Below are 24,952 nucleotides of genomic sequence, written 5' to 3'. Positions count from 1 at the left end.
AGCCTGCACCATGCCCGAAACACCCCCTCCCCCACGCTTCGACTGGCAACACTGGCTGCCCGGCGTGGTCACCCTGCTTCACTATCAGCGTGCCTGGCTGCCCAGGGACATCGCTGCCGGGCTGGTACTCACCAGCATGCTGGTGCCCGTGGGCATCGCCTACGCCGAAGCCTCTGGCGTACCCGGCATCTACGGCCTCTACGCCACCATCATTCCGCTGCTGGCCTATGCGCTGTTCGGCCCCAGCCGCATCCTGGTATTGGGCCCAGATTCGGCACTGGCCGCGCCCATCCTGGCGGTAGTGGTGCAGTACGCCGCCAACGACCCGCAGCGCGCCATCACCATCGCCAGCATGATGGCCTTGGTCGCTGGGGTGTTCTGCATGGTCGCCGGCCTGCTGCGCCTGGGCTTCATCACCGAATTGCTGTCCAAGCCGATCCGCTATGGCTACATGAACGGCATCGCCTTGACCGTGCTGATCAGCCAACTGCCCAAAATGTTCGGCTTATCCATCGACAGCCAAGGCCCGCTGCGTGACATCTGGGGCCTGATCCAGGCCCTGCTTGCAGGCCAGGGCCACTGGCCCTGCTTCGTCATCGGCGCTGGCAGCCTGGCGCTGATCCTGCTGCTCAAACCCTTCAAGCGCTTGCCCGGCATTCTGATCGCTGTGGTGCTGGCGACACTGGCGGTGAGCCTGCTCGACCTGGACCAGAGCGGCGTCAAAGTCCTCGGCCAGTTACCCCAGGGCCTGCCGGACCTGGTCTTCCCCTGGTTGAGCGATATCGACCTGGTGGAAGTGCTGCTCGGCGGCATCGCGGTGGCGCTGGTGTCATTCGCCGACACCAGCGTGCTGTCGCGCTCCTACGCGGCCCGCCTGAAGATGCCGGTCAACCCGAACCAGGAAATGTTTGGCCTGGGGGTGGCCAACCTGGCCAGCGGGCTGTTCCAGGGCATCCCGATCAGCAGCAGTTCGTCACGCACCCCTGTCGCTGAAGCTGCTGGGGCCAAGACCCAGCTCACCGGCATCATCGGCGCGCTGGCCGTGACCGTTCTGCTGCTGGTGGCGCCCAACCTGATGCATTACCTGCCCAACAGTGCCCTCGCCGCCGTGGTGATCGCCGCCGCACTGGGGCTGTTCGAATTCGCCGACCTCAAACGCATCTTCCACATGCAGCAATGGGAGTTCTGGCTGTCGTTTACCTGTTTTGTCGGGGTGGCAGTGTTTGGTGCCATTCCGGGTATCTGCATTGCCGTGGCGATTTCGGTCATCGAATTTCTCTGGGATGGCTGGCGGCCGCATTTTGCAGTGCTCGGCCGGGTGGACGGCACCCGCGGCTACCATGATGTGCAGCGCTACCCGCAAGCCCGGCGCATCCCGGGCCTGGTGCTGCTGCGGTGGGATGCGCCGCTGTTTTTTGCCAATGCCGAGCAGTTCCAGAGCACCGTGCTGGCGGCTGTGGAACAGTCCCCTACCGCCGTGCAACGGTTGGTGATCGCCGCAGAGCCTGTGACCAGCATCGACGTGACCTCTGCAGACATGCTCGCTGAACTGGACCGGGCGCTGGAGGCGCGCGGCGTGGAGTTGCAGTTCGCGGAGATGAAAGACCCGGTGAAAGACAAGATGAAGCGCTTTGAGTTGTTCCAGCACATGGGGGAAAAGGCCTTTCACCCCACCGTCGGCGCTGCGGTGGATGCCTACCTGGAAGACACCGGGGTCGACTGGCAGCCCTAATGCACCCACTGCCCTGCCCTGCGCCGGTCGATCCAGATCAGCAGCGCACTGGCATACACCGACACCGCCAAGAACAGCGCCATGCGCACCGCGAACGCGCGGTAGACATCCTGCCCCGCCGCGCTGTCCTGCACCGACTGCCCCAGCAGTATCAACATCGTAGTCAGGCAACTGACCCAATAGGCCGGGCTATGCCGCGTCGCCACCGCGCGGTACAGCCGCCGGCCCTGCCAAAGCGTGAACAGCAGCACCCACAGGAAAAACATCCACAGGTGCACAAACAAACTCAATGCCCCCCACAGCAGGATCGCCAGCAGCCCGGCCAGCAAGGTCGAGCCAATCAGTTCTCGGCTGGCATTGCGGGCATGGGTCTCGCTGGCTTGCTGACCGAGGCTTACTGACTTCATGATCAGCGGCATGAACGCGTCCGGTGCGATCAGCGCCAGCAAAAAGGCAGGCATGACGATCAGCGTGGCGCGCAGTGCGACCCAGCTGGCCCGTTCAGCGGCGAGCGGCGGCGGTGTCGGTTGCACAGGTGCGTCAGCCGGTTCGGGGAACATCACATGCGCCAGCGCCGTGCCCAAGGTTGCCAGGAGCATGCCTTTGGACAAGGCCTCGACCACCGACAGCGCCAAGGTGAAATCGCTGGTGCCGGCTGCGGCGATCATGGTCAGGCCGATCACCAGCAAGTTGGCCAACAGGCCGTTGCCGCCTTTCAGGGCATAACGCAGCACCAGAAACACGCCAACGCCCACCAGCAACACCCCGCTCACCGGGGCATGGCGCAGCAGAGGAATCAGCAACAGGCCACTGCCACAACTCAGCAGCACCAGCACGGCCAACGCCGGTGCCGCGCGCAACGGCAGTGGCTGGCTACGCATGGCCAACAGCAGCACCGCGAACACGGGTGCCAAAATCGGCACCGGCAAACCAAAACCGAAGCTGACCGCCAGGCACAGCGCCACGCCCCAGGCCAGGCGAAGCGCACGCTGGCGCCGCAGCTCAATAGGCATACGAGAGCCAGCTCATCAGCCACATGAACACCCGGCCAAGCACGTTCAACGGGTTGCCCTCGCTGGGCAGCGCCATCACCTCGGCTTGGCCCCCCACCCGCAAGCCGGACTTGTCTTCCAGTTGGTCCCGGTCGAGCTCGACTATGACCGGAAAGCGTTGAGCCGAGCGCAGCCATTCACGGCTGTTCTGCACGCTCGGCAGCGTGCCCGGTGGGTTGCTCTGGCCCACGCTGACGCCATAACCGATGCTGCGTATGCGCCCCTTCAGCACCGTCCCAGGCAGCGCATCGAGCACCACCAGCACCGGTGTGCCGGGGCGCAGGCGACCGAGATTGTTCTCGGTCAGGTCGGCGCTGATCCACACGTCATGGATCGCAATCAGGGTCATCATCGGGCTGCCGGCGCCCACGTAGTGGCCCACGTCAGTGCGCAGGTCGGTGATCAACCCGTTGGTATCGGCGCGCACCACCGTTCGCTCCAGGTCCAGGCGGGCCTTTTGCACATTCGCCGCCGCGCTGCGCACCTGCGCATTGTCCGCCTGCGCCCCACCCTGCTGCTCACGTGCCCGCACCACTTCGGCACGGGCTGCCGCGACTTGGCTGATGGCCTGGTCGCGCGTGGCCTGCGCGCCTTCCAGGCGGCGCTGCGAAACCGTGCCGGGGTCTTCCTCGATCAGCCGCTTCAGCCGCTCGGCGTCTTGCCGGGCCTTGCGCTCGTTGGCCTGGGCCGCCATCAACGCCGCCTGGGCCGAGTCGATGCCGGCAGTGTGGGCACCGATCTGCCGGCCCACCGTGTCGAAGTCGGCTTCGGCACGGGCCAGGGCAATGCGGTATTGCTCCTGGTCCAGTTCGAACAACACCTCGCCCTTGCGCACTTCCTGGTTATTACCCACGGCCACGCGCTTCACCTGGCCGGCCACCTCGGCGCTCACCGGCACCACGTAGGCTTGTAGGCGAGCCTGCTGGGTGTACGGTGTAAAACGGTCGGCCAGCAGGTACCAGAGCAGGCTCACGGCAATCAGCAGCAATACCCAGCGCAGGCCACGGTCGGGCGCTTGCGCAGGCGGTGTTTGCGGGGTGTCGGTCATTTTTGCTCACCTGGTGGCTGTGCGCTGGGGGCTGGCTCATCCAGCAAGTCTCCCCAATCGGTGCGTTGCTGCATCTGACGACGCGTGGCCGGGTCGATCGGCGCACGGCCTGGGTCCCAACCACCCCCCAGGGCCTTGTACAAGGTCACCAGGCTGCTGACGGCATTGCCGCGGCTGACCAGGTAGCCGTCCTGTTGTTGCAGCAGCAACTGTTGGGCATCGAGCACCCGCTGGAAGTCGGCGAACCCTTCGCGGTACTGCGACATAGCCAGGCTCAACGAGCGCTGCGCGGCTTGCGAGGCTTGATCGCGAATGCCAGCACTTTGCAGCGAGCGCACCAGGCCACTGGCGGCATCGTCAGCCTCACGGGCGGCTTCACGCACACTTTGCTGATACAACTCGATCAATTGCTGCAAGCGCGCGTCCTCGATACGCACGGCGTTCTTGCGCCGGCCGTAGTCGAACGGGTTCCAGATCAGGCTTGGGCCGGCGGCGAGGTCAAGCGTGTTGGGCAGGTGGCTGGCCGAGACGAACGTCCAGCCGAGGCTGCCCAACAGGCTCAGCTGTGGATAAAGGTCAGCTTCGGCCACCCCGACCAGTGCCGATTGTGCCGCCACGGCCTGTTCGGCAGCGCGGATGTCTGGGCGCCGCTGCAACAGGCGAGCAGGCACGTCCTGCAGCAGTGCGCGGTCCGGCAGTGGCAACTGGCCGTATTGCGACTGCAGCTCCGGCAGTGGGCCGGGGGGGCGCCCGAGCAGCGAGCAGAGCACGTTGCGCAGGGCGTTGAGCTGGTTCTCGAACTCGGGGATGGTCGCCTGGGTAGCCAAGTACTGCGTGCGGGCCTGCTGCCAATCGAGTTCGTCATGCTCGCCATGGCGGAACAGCCGCTCGGTGATCTCCAGGCTGCGTGCCTGGCGCTTGGCGTTTTCTTCGGCAATGGCAAGGCGCGCCTCGGCGGTACGCAATGCAAAGTAGGTGTCGGCTACCTGGGCACGCAATAGCAACATGGCATCGGCGTAGTTGGCCTGCGAGGCGAAATACAGGGCATCGGCAGACTCGATGGCACGGCTGAAGCGCCCCCAGAAGTCAATTTCCCAGGCGATGTCGAACCCTGCGCTGGACTGCCAGAACACCGAATCGCGGGCAGTGTCGGTGCCGGACTGGTCCTGCTTGAGGTAGAGGCTTTGCGCACGCACCTGCTGCAACTGCGGGTAACGCCCAGTCTGCACGATGGCCAGCTGTGCACGTGCCTCGGCGATGCGCAGGCCGGCCACGCGCAGGTTGCTGTTGTGGGCGTCGGCTTCTGCAATCAGCGCATCCAGTGTCGGGTCGGCGAACACCCGCCACCACTGGCGAAAGTCCACCGTTGCATCGCGCCGCCCGGCCTGCTCCAGCAAGGGTGTGCCCCACGGGTCCAGCCAGGCCGTTTGCGGGGGGTGAAAGTCTGGCCCGACCTGGGTGCAGCCTGACAGCAAGGCAACCAGGCCCAAGGCGCGACGCCAGGAAGGTGCAGGCATGCCAGGCCCCGGCTCAGGCCGACGGTTCGACAGGGTTTTCGGGTACCTGCAGCGCGACCCATTGCCAGAACAATACGTAGGTCACGCCAAGAATCACCGGGCCGATGAACAGGCCGATAATGCCTTTGACCACCATGCCGCCCAGCGCGCCGATCAGCACCACAGGCATCGGCACATCGACCCCGCGCCCCAGCAGCAGGGGCTTGAGCACATTGTCAGCTAGGCCGGCAACGAAGGTGTAAACGGCAAACACGATGGTCGCCAGGGTGAAGCCCTCGGCATAGAACACGTAGGCGATCACCGGTAGCGTGATCAGCGTGGCCGGCGCCTGGGCAATACCCAGCATGAGGATGGCAATCGCCAACATTCCCGCCCCCGGCACGCCCTTGATGACAAAGCCTACGCCGATCAGCAGCATCTGGATGAAGGCGATGCCGATTACGCCCTGGGCAACAGCGCGAATGGTGGCGGTACACAGTTTGGCAATCGACCTGCCGCGCTGCTCGCCGGATACGCGCATGGCAATGCGCTGCGCCGCCAGCTCGCCACGCGCGCCGAAGGCCATGATCACCCCCGAGATGATGATCGCCGCGATGAACATCAAAAACGCCCCCCCGGCACTGGCCGCAGCCCCCAGCAGCACACGCCCGGCGTCCTTGAGCTGCGGCATCATGCTGTTGAGCACCTCGCTCAGGCTCTCGGATGCTGCCAGCCACAAGGCATACAGGCGCGGCCCGATCAACGGCCAGGAAGCCACCGACTCGGGGGGTGTCGGCACGCTCCAGGCGCCGCTCTTGAGCAGCGTCAGCATGCTGTCCACCGACTCGGTGATCGACACCACCACCAGGTAGATCGGCACCAGCAACACCACCAGCACCAGCAGCACCACCAGTGTCGCCGCATAGCCGTCCTTGAGCCCCCAGCGCCGCGTGATGCGGCCGTGCAGCGGGTACAGCGTGACGGCCAGGATCACCGCCCACAGCATCAGCTCGAGGAAGGGCTGGAACACCTGGAAGGAGAAGATCACCAGGGCAGCCACCAAGCCTGCCTTGATCAAGACATCGAGCAAGCCCTGCGACAGGGCACTGTCCAGCTTGAAACTCGGCTGCATGCTTCACCTCCGAACAGTCGTACGCCGTCTTGGCGCGAATCAGTGGTCGGTTTCAGGCGTGGGGCGGGTGGCGTCGGGGTCGCGCAACTGTCGGCTCAGGGCCATCATCACCAACGGCACCACCGCCATCGACAGGGTGATGGCCAGCACCAACAGGTCATGCACCTGCTGCTCGAGCACTTGGTGCGCAAGCGCCAGCTTGAACACCACGAACGCAAACTCACCGCCAGACGCCAACACCACCCCCAGGCACAACGCCTGGGGCCGGTTCAGCCCACCGGCCGTACGGCCCAAAGCCACCAACAGCGGCAGCTTGACGCCCACCAGCAACAGCGTGAGCCCCAGCACCGCCAAGGGCATGCCGAACAACAGGCGCAAGTCGGCGCTCATGCCCACGCCGACGAAGAACAGCCCAAGCAACAGGCCTTTGAGGGGTTCGATCTGGGTTTCGAGCTCGTGACGGAACGGCGACTCGGCCATCAACACGCCAGCGAGAAACGCACCAAGCGCCATCGAGATGCCGACATGCTCCATTACCCAAGCGGTGCCCAGTACCACCAGCAACGCGGTAGCGGTAGACAACTCCGGCAACCCGGAGCCGACTGTCCATTTGAAGACCGGGGTCATCAGGTAGCGGCCACCCACAATGATCACACCGATGCCAACCGCCACGCCCACCAGCGGCCACGTCCCTTCATCGGCGCGGCTGACATCCCCGCCCAGCAAGGGCACCACGGCAATCAGGGGGATGGCGGCAATGTCCTGGAACAGCAGAATCGCCACCGCCAGGCGCCCGTGCGGCTTGCCCAGGTCCTTGCGCTCGGCCAGCACCTGCAAGCCAAACGCCGTGGACGACAGGGCCAGCCCCAGCCCCAGCACGACGGCCGCCGCCTTCGATTGGCCGAACAGCCAAAAGGCGAGCAGGCCCAGCACCGCGGCGGTCAGCCCGACCTGCAACGAGCCAACGCCGAACAGCGCCCGGCGCATGGTCCACAGGCGGCGTGGCGAAAGCTCGAGGCCAATGACGAACAGCAGCATCACCACGCCCATCTCTGACAGGCGTGCGACGTTATCCGGGTTACCCAGCAAACCCAGCACCGAAGGGCCGATGAGGATGCCGGCCAGCAGATACCCCGGCACGGCCCCCAGTTTCAAACGCTGCGCCAGTGGCACCAGCAGTACCACGGCCAAGAGGAACACCACCGTTGCCTGGAGCAAGCTGCCGTCATGTGGCATAGGTCTACACCCTGTAGGCTCCCCGCGGGGATGGGGTCAGTAACGCGCTTCGACAACCTTGAACGGGTAGTTCACCGCCTTGTACTTGCCGACCTTGCCGCGCTTGGGCAATTTCACGACCTGGTCGCGGGTGATGTCCTTGTAAGGAATGCGGCCGAGCAGGTGGCTGATGATGTTCAGCCGTGCGCGCCGCTTGTCGTTGGAGTGGGCCATGAACCATGGCGCCCAGGAGGAATCCGACGCGGCGAACATGTCATCGCGGGCTTTGGTGTAGTCATCCCAGCGGGTATATGACTTCAAGTCCATCGGGGACAGCTTCCACAGCTTGCGACCGTCATTGATGCGGTCCTGCAGGCGGCGGGTCTGCTCTTCGGCGCTGACCTCCAGCCAGTACTTGATGAGGATGATCCCCGACTCGACCATCATCTTCTCGAACAACGGCACCACAGTGAGAAACTTGTTGGCCTGTTCATCGCTGCAAAACCCCATCACCCGCTCGACACCGGCGCGGTTGTACCAACTGCGGTCGAAGATCACCACCTCGCCTGCAGCAGGCAGATGGCCCAGGTAGCGTTGCACGTACATCTGGGTTTTTTCCCGCTCGGTCGGCGCCGGCAGCGCCACCACACGGAACACCCGCGGGCTGACCCGCTCGGTGAGGGCCTTGATGGTCCCGCCCTTGCCCGCACCATCGCGGCCTTCAAAGACGATGCACACCTTCAGGCCCTTGGCCACGACCCATTCCTGCAGCTTTACCAACTCGACGTGAAGGTGCTTGAGCGCCTTCTCGTAGGCCTTGCCGCCCAATTTTTCGGGCTGTGCCTGAGGGTCCTTCTTCCTGGCTGACTTCGACATGGCTCGCTCCCGCTGGCGAATGAAGACTCAGTATGGTCGATCCATGGCGGTTTGCCGCTTCGCTTATTACTCCCGCGCCGAGCCTGCTCAGGCATGGCTTGCTCGGTCTCTGTGTGTAGGAGCAGCCTTGCGCTGCGAAGAGGCCGGTGACTGCCTGAAAGATGCTCTGTGCTACACCGGCCTCTTCGCAGCGCAAGGCTGCTCCTACACAGAGCCGTCCACCGTGCGAGGCAGGGCGCTACTTGGCCAGCTTGTCGTAACTGGTCATCAAGTTGCGGTAATCGGGAAGGTGGTTGGAGAACAGCGTCCCCAACCCTTCGACGTCATTACGCCAATCGCGGTGCAGCTCGCAGGCCACGCCGAACCAGGTCATCAGTTGTGCCCCGGCAGCCTCCATGCGCCGCCAGGCCGAATCGCGGGTCAATTCGTTGAAGGTGCCAGAGGCGTCGGTGACGACGAACACCTCGAAGCCCTCCTCCAGTGCCGACAGTGCCGGGAACGCGACGCAGACCTCAGTCACTACACCGGCGATCAACAGTTGCTTCTTGCCCGTGGCCTTGACGGCCTTGACGAAGTCTTCGTTATCCCAGGCGTTGATGTTGCCGGGGCGAGCGATGTAGGGGGCATCGGGGAACTGCGCCTTGAGCTCGGGGACCAACGGGCCGTTGGGGCCGGTTTCGAAGCTGGTGGTGAGGATGGTCGGCAGCTTGAAGTACTGGGCCAGGTCTGCCAGGGCCAGGACGTTGTTCTTGAAGCGGTCCGGGTCGATGTCACGCACCAGCGAAAGCAAACCCGCCTGGTGATCGACCAGCAGGACTGCGGCGTTGTTCTTGTCCAGACGCTTGTATTGGAAGGCCATGGTGAAGCTCCTTGCATCAGCAGATGGGGAGTATCAGCGTAGGCAAGGATCAGGCATGGCGGAGACCGTCAGTCGGGGCGCATGCCGCCGTCAGTATTCACGCCGCTTGCGAAACGCCCAGCGCCCCACCAGCACGGTGAAGGTCGCCACCAGTGCCACCAGCACCCAGAAGCCATGTGGGTCGTCCGACAGCGGCACGCCACCGACATTCATGCCGAAGAAGCCGGCGATGATGTTGATGGGCAGCGCCAGCACGGTCACCACCGTCAGGGTGAACAGGGTGCGGTTGGTCTGTTCGTTGAGCTTGGCGGCGATCTCTTCCTGCAGCAACTTGATCCGCTCACCCAGGGCGGTGAGGTCGCTGATCACCAGGGTGAACTCTTCGGTCGCCGCGCGCAGCTGGCGCATGTCCTGTTCCTGCAGCCAGTCCGGTGGGCGGTTGAGCAGGCGCAGCAGGGCCCCAGGCTCGAGCGCCAGCAGGCGCTGCAAGCGCACCAGTACCCGACGCATGCTGCTGAGTTCGGCGCGGTTGTCACTCAGGCGCTGGGACAGCAACTGGTCTTCGATGCGATCGACGCTGGTGGTGGTTTCGCGCACGATCTGGGTCAACACATCGCCCTGGTCGCGCAGCAGATGCACCAGCAGTTCGATGGACGAATGGAAGCGCTCGCCTCGCTTGACCGACGAGCGCAGCTTGTCGACCGAATGCAACGGCTGCAAACGCGCGCTCACCAGCAGCTGGCTGCTGGCGCAGGCCCACAGCGTGGAAATGTCCGACGACACCAGGCCGAAGTTGAACACCACATCGTTGACCACCGCCAACAGGGCCGAATCGGCATGTTCGATACGGGTCGACCGGGAGCCCTCGCGCAAGGTTTCGAAAAACGCCTCGGGCAGCGTCAGGTGGGCACGCAGCCAGCGCTCGCAAGCGGCATGGGCCAGGTTCAGGTGCAGCCATAAAAATTCGTCGGGCTCAGGCGGTTCGCCAAGCTTGCGCAGCAACTGCGCCGAATCGATCTCGCGACCGGGCTGGCCTGGGCGGAAGGCAAAAGCATAAAGCAGGCCGAACAGGTCATGGTCCTGTTGCGGATGCAGCGCGGGATGACCCATTCGAACTCGCAATGAGGCATTGAGGTTGATGGCAGAAAGGTTGCGGGATGTAGGTTGCAGTTCGATGACAGCGGGTTTGGATTTGAAGTGCATGACGCACCTCTTTTGGTGCTGTTGAGATCGAGCGCCGCCCGCGCGGCGCTTCGCAGCACAAGGCTGCTCCTACATCTGTTTCGGGCCAATTATCCTGAGCCATGGGCGCGCGGCTCCTTGGCGCCCGCCTTGATATCGAGACGTACAAACAAGGCAGTCGCGCTCGCAGGCACAGCCGTGACTGGCCCGAAACAAATGGAGCGAGCTTGCTCGCGATGCGCCGCGCGGGCGGCGCCCGATCTCAACAACGCCAAATGAGCTAAGGCGAGCACCCGCCACTCACTTCACACTTTCCTGAACTGATTATTTGCCCCCAGCGATTTTTCCACCCGCCAAGCGCCACCAGAATCGCTCACCACAATCACAAAAAGCGTGAGGCCACTCCCGTGGACCAGACACTCCAGGTACGGCAAGCCGCCGCCGACCTCATCGATGCCTTTGCCCGCAACGACACCGCCCGCTACTTCGCCTGTTTCAGCGAAGACGCCACCTTCCTCTTCCACACCTTGGCGCAGCCGCTGTTGTCGCGTGGCGCTTATGAAGCCGTGTGGGCCCAGTGGCAGGCCGACGGTTTTGCCGTGCTGGCGTGTGAGTCGGGCAATGCGCAAGTGAGCCTGCAAGGTGACGTGGCGATCTTCATGCACGATGTAGCCACGCACATCCGCATCGCCGGTGAAGAGCACCAGTTGGCCGAGCGCGAAACCATCGTCTTTCGCCGCCAGGGCGAGCGCTGGTTGGCCTGCCATGAACACCTGTCGGTCGTCACCACCGCCTGATCCTCTTTTACGCGGCCTTGCCGCTCTGCCATCGCACCCACAATAAGGCCCGCGCACTGCGCCGGGCGACAACAACCGCGCTGGAGTATCACCATGAGCCACTCGACCGGTATCGAGACCAACGGCGTCGAACAGATTCCCGACGACCAACGCCACGCCTCCCCGCTTGACCTGTTCCGCCTGATTTTCGGTGGTGCCAATACCTTTGCCACGGCCGTGCTGGGCAGCTTCCCGGTGCTGTTCGGGTTGTCGTTCCAGGCCGGGGTCTGGGCGATTTTGCTCGGGGTCGGCATCGGCGCCATCATCCTCGCCCCCATGGGCCTGTTCGGTGCGCTCAACGGCACCAACAACGCGGTGTCGTCGGGCGCGCACTTCGGCGTGCACGGGCGTATCGTCGGCTCGTTCCTGTCGCTGCTCACCGCCGTGGCGTTCTTCTCGCTGTCGGTGTGGAGCTCGGGCGATGCCCTGGTGGGTGGCGCCAAACGCCTCGCCGGCCTACCGGAAACCGACCTCACCCTGGGCCTGGCCTATGGCCTGTTCGCGGTGTTGGTCCTGGTGGTGTGCATCTTTGGCTTCCGCTTCATGCTGTGGGTCAACAAGATTGCGGTGTGGGCGTCGAGCTTGCTGTTCTTGCTGGGCATCGCAGCCTTCGCCGGGCCGTTCGATGCGGGCTACGCCGGCAGCGTCAACCTTGGCCAAGCGGGTTTCTGGGCAGCCTTCGTCGGTGCGGCGATCCTGGCCATGAGCAACCCGGTGTCGTTCGGTGCGTTCCTGGGCGACTGGTCGCGCTACATTCCGCGGACCACGCCCAAGTCGCGCATCATGCTGGCGGTGATCGGCGCCCAGGCCGCGACCTTGATCCCGTTCCTGTTCGGCCTGTGCACCGCCACCTTGGTCGCCAGCCAGGCGCCTGACTACATCGCGGCCAACAACTATGTCGGCGGCCTGCTGGCGATCTCGCCGAGCTGGTTCTTCCTGCCGGTGTGCCTGATTGCGGTGATCGGCGGCATGTCCACCGGTACCACCGCGCTGTACGGCACGGGCCTGGACATGTCCAGCGTGTTCCCGCGCCTGCTCAGCCGCGCCGCCGCCACCTTGCTGATCGGCGTGCTGGCGATCGGCTTCATCTTCATCGGCCGCTTCACCTTCAACCTGGTGCAGAGCGTATCGACCTTCGCCGTGCTGATCATCACCTGCACCAGCCCATGGATGGTGATCATGATCCTCGGCCTGATCACCCGTCGCGGCTTCTACCATGCCGATGACCTGCAGGTGTTCACCCGTGGCCAGCGCGGCGGCCACTACTGGTTCACGCACGGCTGGAACTGGCGCGGCATGGGGGCGTGGATCCCCAGCGCGGCAGTCGGCCTGTGCTTCGTCAACCTGCCGGGTCAGTTCGTCGGCCCGCTGGGCGACCTGGCCGGCGGCATCGACCTGAGCCTGCCGGTAACCCTGGGGCTGGCGGGGGTACTGTACCTCGCCCTGCTCAACCTGTTCCCTGAACCTGCTGGCGTGTATGGGCCCAATGGCCCGCGCTGGGTGCGCTGCAAAAGCACCTCGCATGCGCCGGTAATCACTGCCGAAATGGCCTGACTGGAATTTGCCCATGACCACTTCTCACTACATCGCCGGCCGCTGGGTCGAAGGCCAAGGCAGCGACTGCATCAGCGTCAATGACCCTGCACTGGGCCAGCCCTTCGCCGAATTGATGGCCGCCAGCGTTGCCCAGGTCGACCAAGCCGTGGCCGCCGCGCGCGAAGCCCTGCCGACCTGGAAGCAGACCAGCGCCAGCGAACGTGCAGCGTACCTGCGCGGTTTCGCCGAGCAACTCGGGCAGCGCCGTGAAGCGTTGATCACCCTGCAGATGCGCAACAACGGCAAGCCGCGCCACGAGGCCGAAATCGACCTGGACGACGCGATTGCCACCTTCAACTACTACGCCGACCTGGCGGAGCAGTTGCCGCAAAAGAACCGCGACGTGCCCCTGGCCGCGCCCGGCTTCACCGCCCGCACCCGCCTGGAACCGGTCGGCGTGGTCGGCTTGATCGTGCCGTGGAACTTCCCGCTGGTGACCAGCGCCTGGAAGCTCGCCCCCGCCTTGGCCGCAGGCTGCACCGTGGTGCTCAAGCCTTCGGAAATCACCCCGCTGATCGAGCAGGCTTACGGCCAGATCGCCGAGGCCCTCGGCCTGCCCGCTGGCGTGCTGAACATCGTCAACGGCAAGGCCGAAACCGGCGCGGCGCTGAGCAACCACGCAGGCCTGGACAAGCTGTCGTTCACCGGCAGCAACAGTGTTGGCAGCCAGGTGATGCGCAGCGCTTCTGCCCAATGCCGGCCCGTGACGCTGGAGTTGGGCGGCAAGTCGGCGATCGTGGTGTTCGATGATTGCGACGTCGACCAGGCCGTGGAATGGATTGTCGCCGGTATCAGCTGGAACGCCGGGCAGATGTGCTCGGCCACCTCACGCCTGCTGGTGCAGGACGGCATCGCCGATGCGCTGCTGCCGCGCTTGCAGGCGGCACTGGAGAACCTGCGGGTGGGCAACCCGTTGAGCGAAGAAGTGGACATGGGGCCGCTGACCAGCCAGGCGCAATGGCTGAAGGTTGCCAGCTACTTCGCCACCGCACGCGAAGAGGGCCTGCAATGCCTGGCCGGCGGCAAAGCGCTGGACCGTGACGGCTGGTTCGTCAGCCCCACGCTGTATGTGGACGTCCCGGCCCACAGCCGCCTGTGGACCGAAGAGATCTTCGGCCCGGTGCTGTGTGCACGGCGCTTCACCACTGAAGCGCAGGCGATCGCCGAAGCCAACGACAGCCGCTTCGGCCTGGTGGCCACGGTCTGCTCTGCCGACCTGGAACGCGCCGAACGCGTTGCCGATGCGCTGGAAGTTGGCCACGTGTGGATCAACTCGGTGCAGGCAGTATTCGTCGAGACCTCGTGGGGCGGAACCAAAGGCAGCGGCATCGGGCGCGAGCTCGGGCCCTGGGGGTTGTCGGGGTACCTCTCGGTGAAGCATGTGACGCGCTGCCTGGGTTAACCCCAGCGGCTGGTCAAGAAGCCCCTTGCTGACGGATGTCACAAGGGGCTTTTGCTTTGCGCTTGATTCCGTTTCACAAAGGCCCTCATGGCCACGTGACTTTTCAGTCATCGCGCAATGTCCCACTTCCTGGTACCCCCACAATCACAACACCAGGCCGGACCACCATGCACCCTCAACGCACCGCCTTGCACAACGAACTGCACGCTCGCCCGTCGCTGTATTTCGACGGCCCGGCCCATGTCTTCCACCTCGCCTTGCTCGGCGGCGATGCAGCGTGTGCGGCGCTGCTGCAACGCTGCTGCCCAGAGGCGCAGGACATCAACGCAGCGCAGGGCATTACCCGGCTGGACGGGCACCCGTTCAAATGGGAACGGCACACCGAGTTCTTCACCCTGACCCTGGTGGTGCCCTGCTCCACCGACAACACCGAGTGGCAAGCCCTGCCACAGGTGCTGGCCGAAGCCATCGCCCCGCAAACGGCGCAGGTGATCAATGCGGTGCAAGTACTGGTCCGCGACGAACAGGACCTCGACCTGAGCCACTATGGCTTCAAAGACCCCTGCGGCTCCTGTGTGGGCGGTGGCGATGCGTCGGTGTGGAGCGATTTTCGCCTGACCGAGGACGGTACCAACCGCTTCCTGTTCATCAATCGCCGCCTCAATGCCTACCGCCAGGGCCGCATGATCCGGCGTCTGCTGGAAATCGAAACCTACCGCATGATGGCCTCGCTGACCCTGACCACAGCCAAGGCCCTGAGCCAGGAGCTGGACGCCTTCGACAAGACCCTGGTGAGCCTGTCCGAACGCAGCGCCGGCGGCGATGGCCACGACTCCAAGGGGCTGCTCGACGCCATCGCCCTGCTCTCGCGCCAGGTGGTCAGCCACACGGTGAAGACCCGCCACCGCTTCGGCGCCACCCAGGCGTATGCGCAACTGGTGTTTGAGCGGTTGGCGGAACTGCGCGAAAGCCACGTGGGCGATTGCCAGCGGTTGGGCGTGTTCATCGAACGCCGGTTCAAGCCTACGGTGCGTTACTGCGCAGCCACCGAGCAACGGCTGGAGCAGTTGGCGAAGAATGTCGCCAACCTGGGGGACCTGCTGCAGGCCCGGGTGCAGGTGGAGATGGAAGAGCAGAACGCAGAGATCCTGCGCAGCCTCAATGCCCGGGCCGACGCCCAGGTGAAGATTCAGCGGGCGGTGGAGGGGCTGTCGATCATCGCCATCACCTATTACCTGTTGAACCTGTTCAAGCTGCTGTATGGCGGGCTGAACGTGCTGGGGGTGGGGCTGACGGCGAGGGATGGGTTGTTGGCGATGGCGCCGCCAGTGCTGTTAGTGCTGTTGGTGATCCTGGTGAGGATCAGGCAGGCCAAGCAGCATTGAAACCGGGGCTGCTGTGCAGCCCATTCGCGGGCAAGCCCGCGCCTATAGGCCCCTGCTAGCGCAGAACCTGTGGGAGCGGGCTTGCCCGCGAATGGGCCGCACAGCGGCCCCGGCTTCACGCCGGCTCGTCAGCCGGGCGCGCGCCCTCTTGCACCAACACCATGCTTTGCGGCGACGACAGCGGGATACCCTCATCGCGCAACCGGCCAAGAATGGTGAACAGCAGGTCACTGCGCGTGCCCGACACCTGCCGCGGCCCCGCCACGTAACCACTGACGCCAATGACCATGCCGCTGGTGGTCAGGTCCTTGAACGACACCGAACACGCGGGTGCATCCAGAATCGCTTCGTGCTCCTGGTACGCCGCCAGCAGCAACTCCCGCACACGGTTGGCATCGGTTTCCAGCGGCAAGGTCAGGGTAATGCTGACCACCCCAAGGGCATTGCCCATGGTCACGTTGCGCACGTTTTGCGAGATGAACTGCGAGTTGGGCACGATCACCGTCGAGCGGTCAGACATCTGAATCTCGGTGGCGCGCACGTTGATGCGGCGGATATCACCCTCGACACCGGCCAGGCTGACCCAGTCGCCCACCTTTACCGGGCGCTCGGTGAGCAGGATCAGGCCGGAGATGAAGTTCTGCACGATCTGCTGCAGACCAAAACCGATACCGACCGACAGCGCACTCACCACCCAAGTCAGGCTGGTCAGGTTGATGCGCAGGGTCGACATCACCAGCATGGCCAGGAACAGGAAGCCCAGGTAACCCACCAGCGTCACCAGCGAGGCGCGCATGCCGGCGTCCATGTCGGTTTCCGGCAACAGGCGCTCACTCAACCAGCGCTTGAGCACACGAATACCGAACATGCCGCCGAAGAACATCACCACCGCCAACAGGATGTCCTGCGGCACGATGTTCATGTTGCCGAGCATCTTGCCGCCGGTATCGTCCCAATCCCCCAGGCTGAGCAGCAATTCGCCGGGGCTGGTGCCCGACGGCGTCAAGGCCAGCAGTACCGCCAGGAACAGCAACACAGTGCGACCAATGCCGGCGAGAATCGTGCTGGCCTGAGCCTGATGACGCGGCGCCAGGCCCAGTGTCGACGCCAAGGCCAGGCCACCGGGCTGACGAGGCGACAGCAGGGTCTCGCACAGGTCACCGAGGAAGGTGGTCAACAGGTAGGCACAGGTGGCCACCACGCTGATCCACAGCAACTTGGCGGTCAGGAAGTAGGCCAGGGTCAGGAAGCCGGCCAGCAGTGCCAGCACGATCAGCCCCACCCACACCACGATGACGAAGGGGATCAGCCCCGCCAGGCCGGTCGGGCGCTCCAGGTCATGCTTGCGCAAGGTGCGGCGGTAGCGCAGCAAGGCCACCGAGAAAATCACCGCCACCACCAGCGCGGTCAGGCCGTTGGTGGCCACGGTCAGCGCCAGGCTGGTGCCGATCACGCTGTTGATGCGCTCCTGGGTCAGCAGCACCATCAATGCCAGGGCCAGCAGCTTGGGGAACCAGCCCAGGGCGCTGGCCACTTCATCGTGGATCGGCGGCAGGCGCCAGGACGGGCGCTGCAGCATCAACATGGCGCGGCCCAGGCCCGAAATGAAGGCGCTGAACACCACCAGGGTAAGGATATGGTTGGTCAGGCTGGCGATGTCCGAACCCAGCTCGGCGCTGCTTTCCAGGCCCCAGCGCAGCAGCGACACGGAGCCAGCGATGGTACCCAGCGTCGCCAGGCTGACGCTCAGGGCCAAGGCGCTGCGGCGCAGGCGGCCTTCCGGCAGCCAGCGGATCATGGCGTCTGCCAGCAGGCGTTCGAGCAGGCGACGGACCAAGGTCCAGACCAGGATTGCCGCCACCAGGCTGGTCAGGAACAACCAGCGATGCTCGGCACTGAACGCGCTGGCCACGGCATCGGCCGCCTCGCCGCGCAGGTCTCGCAGGCGACTCAGGTCTTCAGCGGTAGGGCGGATCAGCGATTGCCAGAACGCCGGGGTCAGCGGGCTGGTCGCGCGGCTGGTGACCTGCGAGTTGAACTGGCTGCGGCGCAGGTTGACGATCTGCGTGGACAGGTCGCGGGCCGACTGGGTCAGCTTGGTCGCCTGCTCCTGCTCGGCCAATACGGACTTTTTCTGCGCCTCGAGGTCCTTGCGCTGAAGCGTGATGGTCGCGGTCTCGTCCGGCTGGGGCGGGCCAAGCACCTTGAGTTTGTCGTCCAGGCCCTCGACGTCGGTGGTCCGTAGCGCACTGAGTGCATCGGCCTGACGCTGAACCTGCATGGCGGCCTGGCGCAACTGCGAGAGCACGTCGTCATTGGCGTTGCTGGTGACGCCCTGGCGGATCTCGTCGAGTCGGTCATTCAGTTGCTCAAGGCTCGCGTTTTCTTCGAGCACCGGCAGTTCGGCAGCGGCCAGGCTGGAGACTGGCGTGGCCGGTGCGGACCAGGCCGGGGTGGCCAATGCCACCATCAGGGCCAATACGCCTAGGCAATAACGGGCAAGGCTGACACGCCTCATCGAACATTCCTCTATACATTTCGATTTGGCGGGGGATTCTACGCGGCTTGAGGCGATCAGGAGAGTGCCGTTTCTCGCTTGAGCAGTTGCTGCTTGCGCTCGACGCCCCAGCGGTAGCCACTGATATCGCCATCGCGGCGGACCACCCGGTGGCACGGGATGGCCACGGCAATGCGGTTGGCGGCGCAGGCCATGGCCACCGCGCGCACCGCCTTGGGTGCGCCGATACGCTCGGCGATGTCGGTGTAACTGACCCGACAGCCGGCCGGGACCTCGCGCAGGGCCTGCCAGACCCGCTCCTGAAAAGCCGTGCCTTGTACATCCAAAGGCAGCGCCAGGCCCAGTGCCGGCGCTTCGACAAAGCCCACCACCTCGGCGACCACGCGTTCATATTCGTTGTCGCCGCCTATCAGCCGGGCATTGGGGAACTGGTCCTGCAACGCGTGCAGCAGTGGTTCGGGGTCATCACCCAGCAGGATCGCGCAAATGCCCTTCTCGCTCTGCGCCACCAATATCGCCCCCAGCGAACACTGGCCCAGCGCAAAGCGAATAGTCGCCCCTTGCCCGCCGGCCCGGTAGGCCTTGGGGCGCATGCCAAGGCGTTGCTCGGCACTTTCGTAGAAGCGGCTGTTGGAGTTGTAGCCGGCGTCATAGATGGCATCGGTGACTGAGCGCTGATCATTGTCCAGGTGCTCGCGCAGGCGCCTGGCACGAAACGCCGAAGCGTAAGCCTTGGGGGTCAAGCCGGTTTCGGCCTTGAACAGGCGGTGCAGGTGAAAGGGGCTGACGGCCAGTTGTGCGCTGAGTTGGTCGAGATTCGGCGAAATCTCGTCGCCCTCGAGCAGGCGGCAGGCGCGGGTGACCAGTTCGCTACGCCGGGTTGCAGTGGCACGGCTCGCGCTGGTGCAACGCTTGCAGGGCCGGTAACCCGCAGCCTCGGCTGCGGCGGCATCGCTGTAGAACTCGACGTTTTCGCGCTTGGCCATGCGCGCTTTGCAACCAGGGCGGCAGTAGATACCGGTGGTGCGCACGGCGTAGACGAAGTGACCGGCGGCGTTGCCGTCGCGAGCCTGCACGGCCTGCCAACGTTGTTCGGCGGTTGTGTAGGGTTTCATCGCGGGTTACCTCTTATCTTTATCGCCTGTACCGGCCTCTTCGCGGGCAAGCCCGCTCCCACAAGGTCTCCACTGTCATCGGGACCCGTGGTGTACCTGTGGGAGCGGGCTTGCCCGCGAAGAGGCCGGTGCAGGCACAGCAAATACCTCAGGCCCGCCACAGGTACCAGGCCGCCACGGTCCGGAACGGGCGCCAGCCACCGCCCAGCGAGCGCATCTGCGCCGGCGTCGGTGCTTTCTCCAGCCCCTTGAGCCGACGATACCCCTCACGCACCGCGAAGTCGTCGACCGGCAGAATGTCCGAACGCTCAAGGCAATAGATCAGCAACATCTCCACCGTCCAGCGCCCTACCCCGCGCAAGGCCACCAGGCGCTCGATCAACGCGTCATCGGGCATGGCCAGCGCCTCCTCGCGGCTGGGCACCACACCCGCTAGGCGGGCCTGGGCAATGCCCTGAACCGTGGCTGCCTTGCTCGCCGAAAAGCCGCACGCACGCATCGCCTCTGGCGTTACGGCCAGCAATTGCTGCGGTGCGGGAAAGCCGCCTTCAGGGAACAGCGCCAACAGCCGGCCCAAAATCGACTCGGCAGCGCGTGCATGCAACTGCTGGTAGGCAATCGCCCGTACCAGCGCCTCATAAGGCTCGCGTCCCGGCGTCGCCTGGTGCAGGCACGGCCCGATCGCTGCGATATGCCGTGCCCAGTCCGGGTCCGAGTCGGCCAGGTAGCGGGCAGCTTCCCGGTAGGCTTCGGGCGAAAGGTCAGCCAGGATCATAGCGGCTCCAACACGTCGACTAGAGGCCTAGCTTAGCCCAACCGTTCATCGGCGAAACGCCGGATCTTGCGCGGCTAATTCCTGGCATACCATTGCTCTGCGGCGCGTTACCCGCATAGAATTGAGAACTATTCACAATCGCGCACGCTCACGGGATCAGGCCTTCGATACGATGCAGATCAACGACACGCTCAAGCCCACCAAGGTCGCTCTGCTCTATCAGTCCCACCACGCCTGGCTAAGTAGCTGGCTGCGCAGCCGGGTCGGGTGCCATGAGCATGCCGCCGACCTGGCCCAGGATACCTTCGTCCGGGTGTTGCGTGCCCGTCAGGCCTCACCGCTCAAGGAGCCCCGCGCCTACCTCAGCGCCATCGCCCGGGGGCTGATGATCGACCAGTTCCGCCGCCGCGCCCTGGAGCGGGCCTATCAGGAAAGCCTGGCCCACCTGCCGGAAGCCGAAGTGCCCAGCGAGGAAAACCGGCTGGTCATCCTCGATACGCTGGAACGCCTCGACCGTGCCCTGCAGGCGTTGAAGCCGCGTGTCCGGCAGGCCTTTCTGCTGGCCCAGATCGACGGGCTGAGCATCGCGCAGATCGCCCAGCAGCTGGATGTGTCCCGCGCGACCATCGAGCGCGACTTGGCCAAGGCTTTGGGTGTCTGCTACCGGTTGCGTTATGTCGAACGCTGAGAACGCCCCCGCGCAAACCCAGGTCGACCAGGCCATCGACTGGCTGGTGAAACTGCGCTTCGACACCCCCAGCCCGCGTACCGAGCGGCAATTCCAGCAATGGCTGGCCAGCCACCCACAAAACCCTCAGGCCTGGCAGCGTGTCAGCAGCCTCAGCGACGAGCTGGCCGGGTTGCCCAAGGCACTGAGCCGACGCACCCTCGACGCCAGCCAGCGCCAGCACAGCAGCCGCCGAGACCACCTCAAGCTGCTGGCGCTGTTGGCCGTTGGCGGCAGCCTGGGCTGGGCCGCACGCGCGCCCTTGGGCCTGCCGCAGCTACTGGCCGACAGCAGCACCGCGGCGGGTGAGCGTCGGCAATTGCAAGGCAGTGATGGCAGCCGTATCCAGCTCAACACCGCCAGTGCCATCGACCTGCACTACAGCAGCGAACAACGACTGCTCGAACTGATACGGGGCGAGGTTAGCCTGGACGCCAACGCCAACGACAGCCGCCCTTTCCGCATCGATACCCGTGTCGGCACCTTGGGCACACTCGACGGCCAACTGCTGCTGCGCGAAAACGACAATGGCTTGTTGGTGGCCGTACGCCGTGGCGAGGTCACACTGTTCCCCGCGTCGCCTTCAGCGCGGTTGGTACAGGCTGGCGAAACCTTGCAGGTGCAGGCCAACGGCAGCTTGCAGGCCGTGAGCCTGCGCAGCGACCCGTGGGGCTGGACCGACGGCGTGCTCAGCGTGCAGCAGATGCCGCTGGGCGAATTCGCGGCCGAACTGGCCCGCTACCGCCCGGGCCTGCTGCGCTGCGCCGACGAAGTGGCAAACCTCAAGGTCTCCGGCACCTACCAGCTGGCCGATACCGGGCAGATTCTGCAATTGCTCACGCGCAGCCTGCCGGTGCGGGTCGAGTACCGCACACGCTATTGGGTGAGCATCGACGCCGCCTGAACCCCGCGTGGTCAGTCCGCCACCGCACGCAAGCGCCCTGCCCGCCGGTACGACTGCCGGGCAAAACAGACGAACAACCCTGCCATGATCGCCAGCGCCATCGGCAACCCGTGCGGTGCCACATCCATCGCCGCGCCACTGACCAGCGGCCCGATCAGGCTGCCCACACCCCACAGCAAGCCGACGCTGGCATTGGCCGTGACCAGGTCCTGCCCTTTGAAGCGCTGCCCGATCAGCACCAGCGCCAAGGTATAGATGCCCCCCGCCACTGCGCCCAGCACCACCAGCAGCGGCCACAGCAACCAAGTCATCTGCAGCAGCCACGGCAGGCCGATGCCGATCAGCATCGCCACCAGGCCGCACACCAGGTGCAGCCCAGTGCGCTCGACCCGGTCGGCCAACCAGCCCAAAGGCAGCTGGAACAGCATGTCGCCAGCAAACACAACCGTCACCATCAGCGCCGCCACACCCACGGCAAAGCCGTGGCTGGTGGCGTACACCGGCAACAGCGACAGCACCACGGCGTCGAAGAAGGAGAAGAACAGCACCGCCACGCACAAGGCCGGCGCCACGCGGAAGAACCCGGCCAGGCCGAAGCTTTTTTCGCCTTCTTCATGCTCGACGTAGTCGTTGGGCACGGTCAGCACGATGCACAGCAGCGCCAGGCCATAGCAGGCGGTGACCACGCCGGTGATCCATGGGCTGTCGGCGCCCAGCACGGCCAGCATTGCCGGGCCGAGTACCTGGAAGCCGGTAAAGCTGGTGGCGTACAGGGCCATGATTTTGCCGCGATTGTGCTCGGGGCACAGCTCGTTGACCCAGGACTCGCCGAGAATGATGGCGATACCCATGCCGATGCCCAGGCCCAAGCGCAGCAACGCCAGCAGCCAGATCGAGTCGAAAGCCGACTCCAGCAAGGCGATGCTGACGGTGCACAGGCTGAAGCACAGCAAGTAGATGGTGCGCCGGGTCAGGCGCCGGCAGCAGGCGTCGACCATGAATGCAGAAAGCATCATCCCAGCTGCCGGGATGGCCGAAATAATGCCGATTTCCAGCGTGCCTGCGCCGGCCTCATGCAGGCGCAACGACACCAACGGCAGGCTGGCCCCCAGGCTGAAGCCCACCACCGACACGGCGAACAACAGGCCCGCCAGCAAACGCATGTTCATTTACCACTCCTTGCAAACCGAAAAGACGAGCAAACACGAGCGCGCACGCCGGGACGGCGGACGACGCAAAAGCGCGGATCAGTTCAGGGCAAGGTGTGGCGAGAAGGTGAAGGCAAACAGCACGCTGCGCCGACGCTTGAGCACCGTGTCGCTCGGCCACGCACGACGCAGGGCCTGGAGTGCAGGCTGGCGAGCAGGTGGGAGGGACGGGTTACGGCGCATTGCTTTGACTACGCAGGTTGGAGAAAAGAGGCGGCACTCTAGGCTAACGGTGGTCGGGCCGTCAATCATCAGGGGGCCGCCGCACGACCTATTCCGGCCAGTCCTGTGCTCGGCAAGGCGGCTCCTTGCAGGAGCAACTGTCCTAGCGCAATTTTCTAAAAATTGACGTGGGAGCGGGCTTGCCCCGCGAACACCGGCGAAGCCGGTGCCATGCACCGCGTAGCCCCATTCGCGGGACAAGCCCGCTCCCACAGGCTCCTCACAAGGTCTGAGCCTGCGCAGTTACCTGTGGGAACAACTGTCTTCTTGTGGAAGCTGGCCTTGCCGGCGATTGGGCTGCGCAGCAGCCCTTACAGGCTCAACGCTTGCCGGTAGACGGCAGGAACACCGCCAACAACCCGAACAACGGCAGGAACGAGCACACGCCATACACGTACTCGATACCGCGCAAGTCCGCGACATAGCCCAGCAGCGCCGCGCCAATGCCGCCGAAGCCGAACATCAGCCCGAAGAAGATCCCGGCAATCATGCCCACGCTGCCCGGCACCAGCTCCTGCGCATACACCACGATGGCCGAAAACGCCGAGGCCAGGATGAAGCCGATCACCACGCTCAGCACGGTGGTCCAGAACAGGTCGGCATACGGCAGCGCCAGGGTGAACGGTGTCACGCCCAGAATGGAGAACCAGATCACCGCTTTGCGCCCGATACGGTCACCGATCGGCCCGCCGAAGAAGGTACCGGCCGCCACCGCGCCCAGGAACAGGAACAGGTGCAGCTGCGAGCTGGCCACCGAGACGTCGAACTTTTCGATCAGGTAGAAGGTGAAGTAGCTCGTGAAGCTGGCCATGTAGAAGTACTTCGAGAACACCAACAGGCCTAGCACGATCAGCGCCGCGATCACCCGCTTGCGCGAGATGCCATGGGTGGCCTGCACCGCCTTGCGGGCCCTGGCCTGGTTGAGGTGCTCCTTGTACCAGCTACGCAGCATCAGGGTCACGGCGAAGAAGAACAGCCCCGCCAGGCCAAACCAGGCCACGTGCGTTTGCCCGAACGGGATGACGATCGCCGCCGCCAGCAGTGGCCCCAGCGCCGAGCCGGTGTTGCCGCCTACCTGGAAGGTCGATTGGGCCAGGCCAAAACGCCCGCCCGAGGCCAACCGCGCGATGCGCGAGGTTTCTGGGTGGAAGGTGGACGAACCAATGCCCACCAGCGCCGAGGCCAGCAGAATCATCGGGAAGCTGCCGACAAAAGCCAGCATCACGATCCCCACCAGCGTGCACAGGGTGCCCATCGGCAGCAGGTTGGGGGCGGGCCGGCGGTCGGTAAAGAAGCCGACCCAAGGCTGCAGCAGCGAGGCGGTTATCTGGAATGTCAGGGTGATCATGCCGATCTGGGCGAAGCTCAGGTCGTAGTTGGCCTTGAGCATCGGGTAGATCGCCGGCAGCACCGACTGGATCAGGTCATTGATCAAGTGCGCCAGGGCGCAGAAGCCGATGATGCGCATCACCAACGGGTTGGCAGGGTTCGCCGCTGCGCTGGTGGACGCTGTGGAGGTGCTACTGATGGCCATGTGCCTGAATCTCCGTCCGCAGGTTTGGGATCCGATTATCGGGAAACAAATAGATACATAGCTACCTTTTTTATCCCTCCGTCGAAACGTACTTGTAAATGGTTCTCAATATAATTAGCATCCTCGACTCATTCCCCT

The 24,952-nt window shown here is 64.7% G+C and carries 21 protein-coding genes; 7 read left to right on the top strand and 14 right to left on the bottom strand.

What is annotated here, in order from left to right; all coding sequences use genetic code 11:
- Positions 1 to 10: 10 nt before the first annotated feature.
- Positions 11 to 1,732: a SulP family inorganic anion transporter gene (locus AC5PZ0_RS17825; RefSeq protein WP_493855425.1), complete on the top strand. Its 1,722-nt coding sequence runs from the start codon at positions 11 to 13 to the stop codon at positions 1,730 to 1,732.
- Here AC5PZ0_RS17825 and AC5PZ0_RS17820 read toward each other — a convergent pair.
- The 8 genes from AC5PZ0_RS17820 to AC5PZ0_RS17785 form a co-directional block, all read right to left on the bottom strand.
- Entirely contained in the window at positions 1,729 to 2,745 is a 1,017-nt protein-coding gene (locus AC5PZ0_RS17820; RefSeq protein ID WP_493855424.1) for a DUF2955 domain-containing protein, read from the bottom strand. The two genes, AC5PZ0_RS17825 and AC5PZ0_RS17820, sit on opposite strands and share 4 nt — an antisense overlap.
- Positions 2,735 to 3,832 (bottom strand): HlyD family secretion protein, encoded by a 1,098-nt coding sequence (locus AC5PZ0_RS17815; protein ID WP_493855423.1) that lies wholly within the window; start codon positions 3,830 to 3,832, stop codon positions 2,735 to 2,737. Before AC5PZ0_RS17815 ends, AC5PZ0_RS17820 begins: the two co-directional genes overlap by 11 nt.
- Complete coding sequence (locus tag AC5PZ0_RS17810; protein WP_493855422.1) at positions 3,829 to 5,349, bottom strand: efflux transporter outer membrane subunit; 1,521 nt, start codon at positions 5,347 to 5,349, stop codon at positions 3,829 to 3,831. Before AC5PZ0_RS17810 ends, AC5PZ0_RS17815 begins: the two co-directional genes overlap by 4 nt.
- 13 nt (positions 5,350 to 5,362) lie before the next feature.
- The gene (locus AC5PZ0_RS17805) at positions 5,363 to 6,460 is read right to left on the bottom strand and encodes an AI-2E family transporter (protein ID WP_493855421.1); all 1,098 of its coding nucleotides are present in this window, start codon (positions 6,458 to 6,460) and stop codon (positions 5,363 to 5,365) included.
- Between the two features lie 39 nt (positions 6,461 to 6,499).
- Positions 6,500 to 7,696, bottom strand: a complete 1,197-nt coding sequence (locus tag AC5PZ0_RS17800; protein WP_099428306.1) for a monovalent cation:proton antiporter-2 (CPA2) family protein — start codon at positions 7,694 to 7,696, stop codon at positions 6,500 to 6,502.
- A 36-nt stretch (positions 7,697 to 7,732) separates the two neighbouring features.
- Positions 7,733 to 8,551, bottom strand: coding sequence for a polyphosphate kinase 2 (gene ppk2 / locus AC5PZ0_RS17795; RefSeq protein ID WP_265969877.1), 819 nt, complete (start codon positions 8,549 to 8,551; stop codon positions 7,733 to 7,735).
- Positions 8,552 to 8,789: 238 nt separating this feature from the next.
- A complete protein-coding gene (ycaC, locus tag AC5PZ0_RS17790; protein ID WP_027594492.1) occupies positions 8,790 to 9,410 on the bottom strand; it encodes an isochorismate family cysteine hydrolase YcaC in 621 nt (206 codons plus the stop codon).
- Positions 9,411 to 9,500: 90 nt separating this feature from the next.
- Positions 9,501 to 10,520 carry a transporter gene (locus AC5PZ0_RS17785; protein WP_027594493.1) on the bottom strand — a complete coding sequence of 340 codons (1,020 nt, stop codon included), beginning with the start codon at positions 10,518 to 10,520 and terminating at the stop codon, positions 9,501 to 9,503.
- A 479-nt stretch (positions 10,521 to 10,999) separates the two neighbouring features.
- Between AC5PZ0_RS17785 and AC5PZ0_RS17780 the strand changes: the two genes are divergently transcribed.
- The 4 genes from AC5PZ0_RS17780 (at position 11,000) to AC5PZ0_RS17765 (ending at position 15,811) form a co-directional block, all read left to right on the top strand.
- Complete coding sequence (locus tag AC5PZ0_RS17780; RefSeq protein ID WP_493855420.1) at positions 11,000 to 11,389, top strand: YybH family protein; 390 nt, start codon at positions 11,000 to 11,002, stop codon at positions 11,387 to 11,389.
- A 93-nt stretch (positions 11,390 to 11,482) separates the two neighbouring features.
- Positions 11,483 to 12,982 (top strand): purine-cytosine permease family protein, encoded by a 1,500-nt coding sequence (locus AC5PZ0_RS17775; RefSeq protein ID WP_493855419.1) that lies wholly within the window; start codon positions 11,483 to 11,485, stop codon positions 12,980 to 12,982.
- 13 nt (positions 12,983 to 12,995) lie between these two features.
- Entirely contained in the window at positions 12,996 to 14,426 is a 1,431-nt protein-coding gene (locus AC5PZ0_RS17770; RefSeq protein WP_493855418.1) for an aldehyde dehydrogenase family protein, read from the top strand.
- 167 nt (positions 14,427 to 14,593) lie between these two features.
- A complete protein-coding gene (locus AC5PZ0_RS17765; RefSeq protein WP_493855417.1) occupies positions 14,594 to 15,811 on the top strand; it encodes a DUF3422 domain-containing protein in 1,218 nt (405 codons plus the stop codon).
- Positions 15,812 to 15,926: 115 nt separating this feature from the next.
- Here the strand turns inward: AC5PZ0_RS17765 and AC5PZ0_RS17760 are convergent, their stop codons facing one another.
- From AC5PZ0_RS17760 to AC5PZ0_RS17750, 3 genes are all read right to left on the bottom strand, one after another.
- Entirely contained in the window at positions 15,927 to 18,329 is a 2,403-nt protein-coding gene (locus tag AC5PZ0_RS17760; protein WP_027594499.1) for a DUF3772 domain-containing protein, read from the bottom strand.
- Positions 18,330 to 18,385: 56 nt separating this feature from the next.
- Positions 18,386 to 19,444, bottom strand: a complete 1,059-nt coding sequence (ada, locus tag AC5PZ0_RS17755) for a bifunctional DNA-binding transcriptional regulator/O6-methylguanine-DNA methyltransferase Ada (protein ID WP_493855416.1) — start codon at positions 19,442 to 19,444, stop codon at positions 18,386 to 18,388.
- A 148-nt stretch (positions 19,445 to 19,592) separates the two neighbouring features.
- Complete coding sequence (locus AC5PZ0_RS17750) at positions 19,593 to 20,219, bottom strand: DNA-3-methyladenine glycosylase family protein (protein ID WP_265969013.1); 627 nt, start codon at positions 20,217 to 20,219, stop codon at positions 19,593 to 19,595.
- Positions 20,220 to 20,391: 172 nt separating this feature from the next.
- Here AC5PZ0_RS17750 and AC5PZ0_RS17745 point away from each other — a divergent pair, with 172 nt between their 5' ends.
- Positions 20,392 to 20,907, top strand: coding sequence for a sigma-70 family RNA polymerase sigma factor (locus AC5PZ0_RS17745; protein ID WP_493855415.1), 516 nt, complete (start codon positions 20,392 to 20,394; stop codon positions 20,905 to 20,907).
- A complete protein-coding gene (locus AC5PZ0_RS17740; protein WP_493855414.1) occupies positions 20,894 to 21,850 on the top strand; it encodes a FecR domain-containing protein in 957 nt (318 codons plus the stop codon). Before AC5PZ0_RS17745 ends, AC5PZ0_RS17740 begins: the two co-directional genes overlap by 14 nt.
- Before the next feature lie 11 nt (positions 21,851 to 21,861).
- Here AC5PZ0_RS17740 and AC5PZ0_RS17735 read toward each other — a convergent pair whose 3' ends face one another.
- The 3 genes from AC5PZ0_RS17735 to AC5PZ0_RS17725 all read right to left on the bottom strand — a co-directional run bounded on the left by AC5PZ0_RS17735 (position 21,862) and on the right by AC5PZ0_RS17725 (position 24,814).
- Positions 21,862 to 23,019 (bottom strand): MFS transporter, encoded by a 1,158-nt coding sequence (locus tag AC5PZ0_RS17735; RefSeq protein WP_027594504.1) that lies wholly within the window; start codon positions 23,017 to 23,019, stop codon positions 21,862 to 21,864.
- 78 nt (positions 23,020 to 23,097) lie between these two features.
- Positions 23,098 to 23,241, bottom strand: a complete 144-nt coding sequence (locus AC5PZ0_RS17730) for a hypothetical protein (RefSeq protein WP_238217442.1) — start codon at positions 23,239 to 23,241, stop codon at positions 23,098 to 23,100.
- Positions 23,242 to 23,599: 358 nt separating this feature from the next.
- On the bottom strand, positions 23,600 to 24,814 hold the full coding sequence (locus tag AC5PZ0_RS17725; RefSeq protein WP_493855413.1) for an MFS transporter: 1,215 nt from the start codon (positions 24,812 to 24,814) through the stop codon (positions 23,600 to 23,602).
- Positions 24,815 to 24,952 lie beyond the last annotated feature (138 nt).

This window comes from Pseudomonas sp. 5.2 (assembly GCF_059025405.1).
This window is presented reverse-complemented; position numbering and strand designations above follow the sequence as displayed.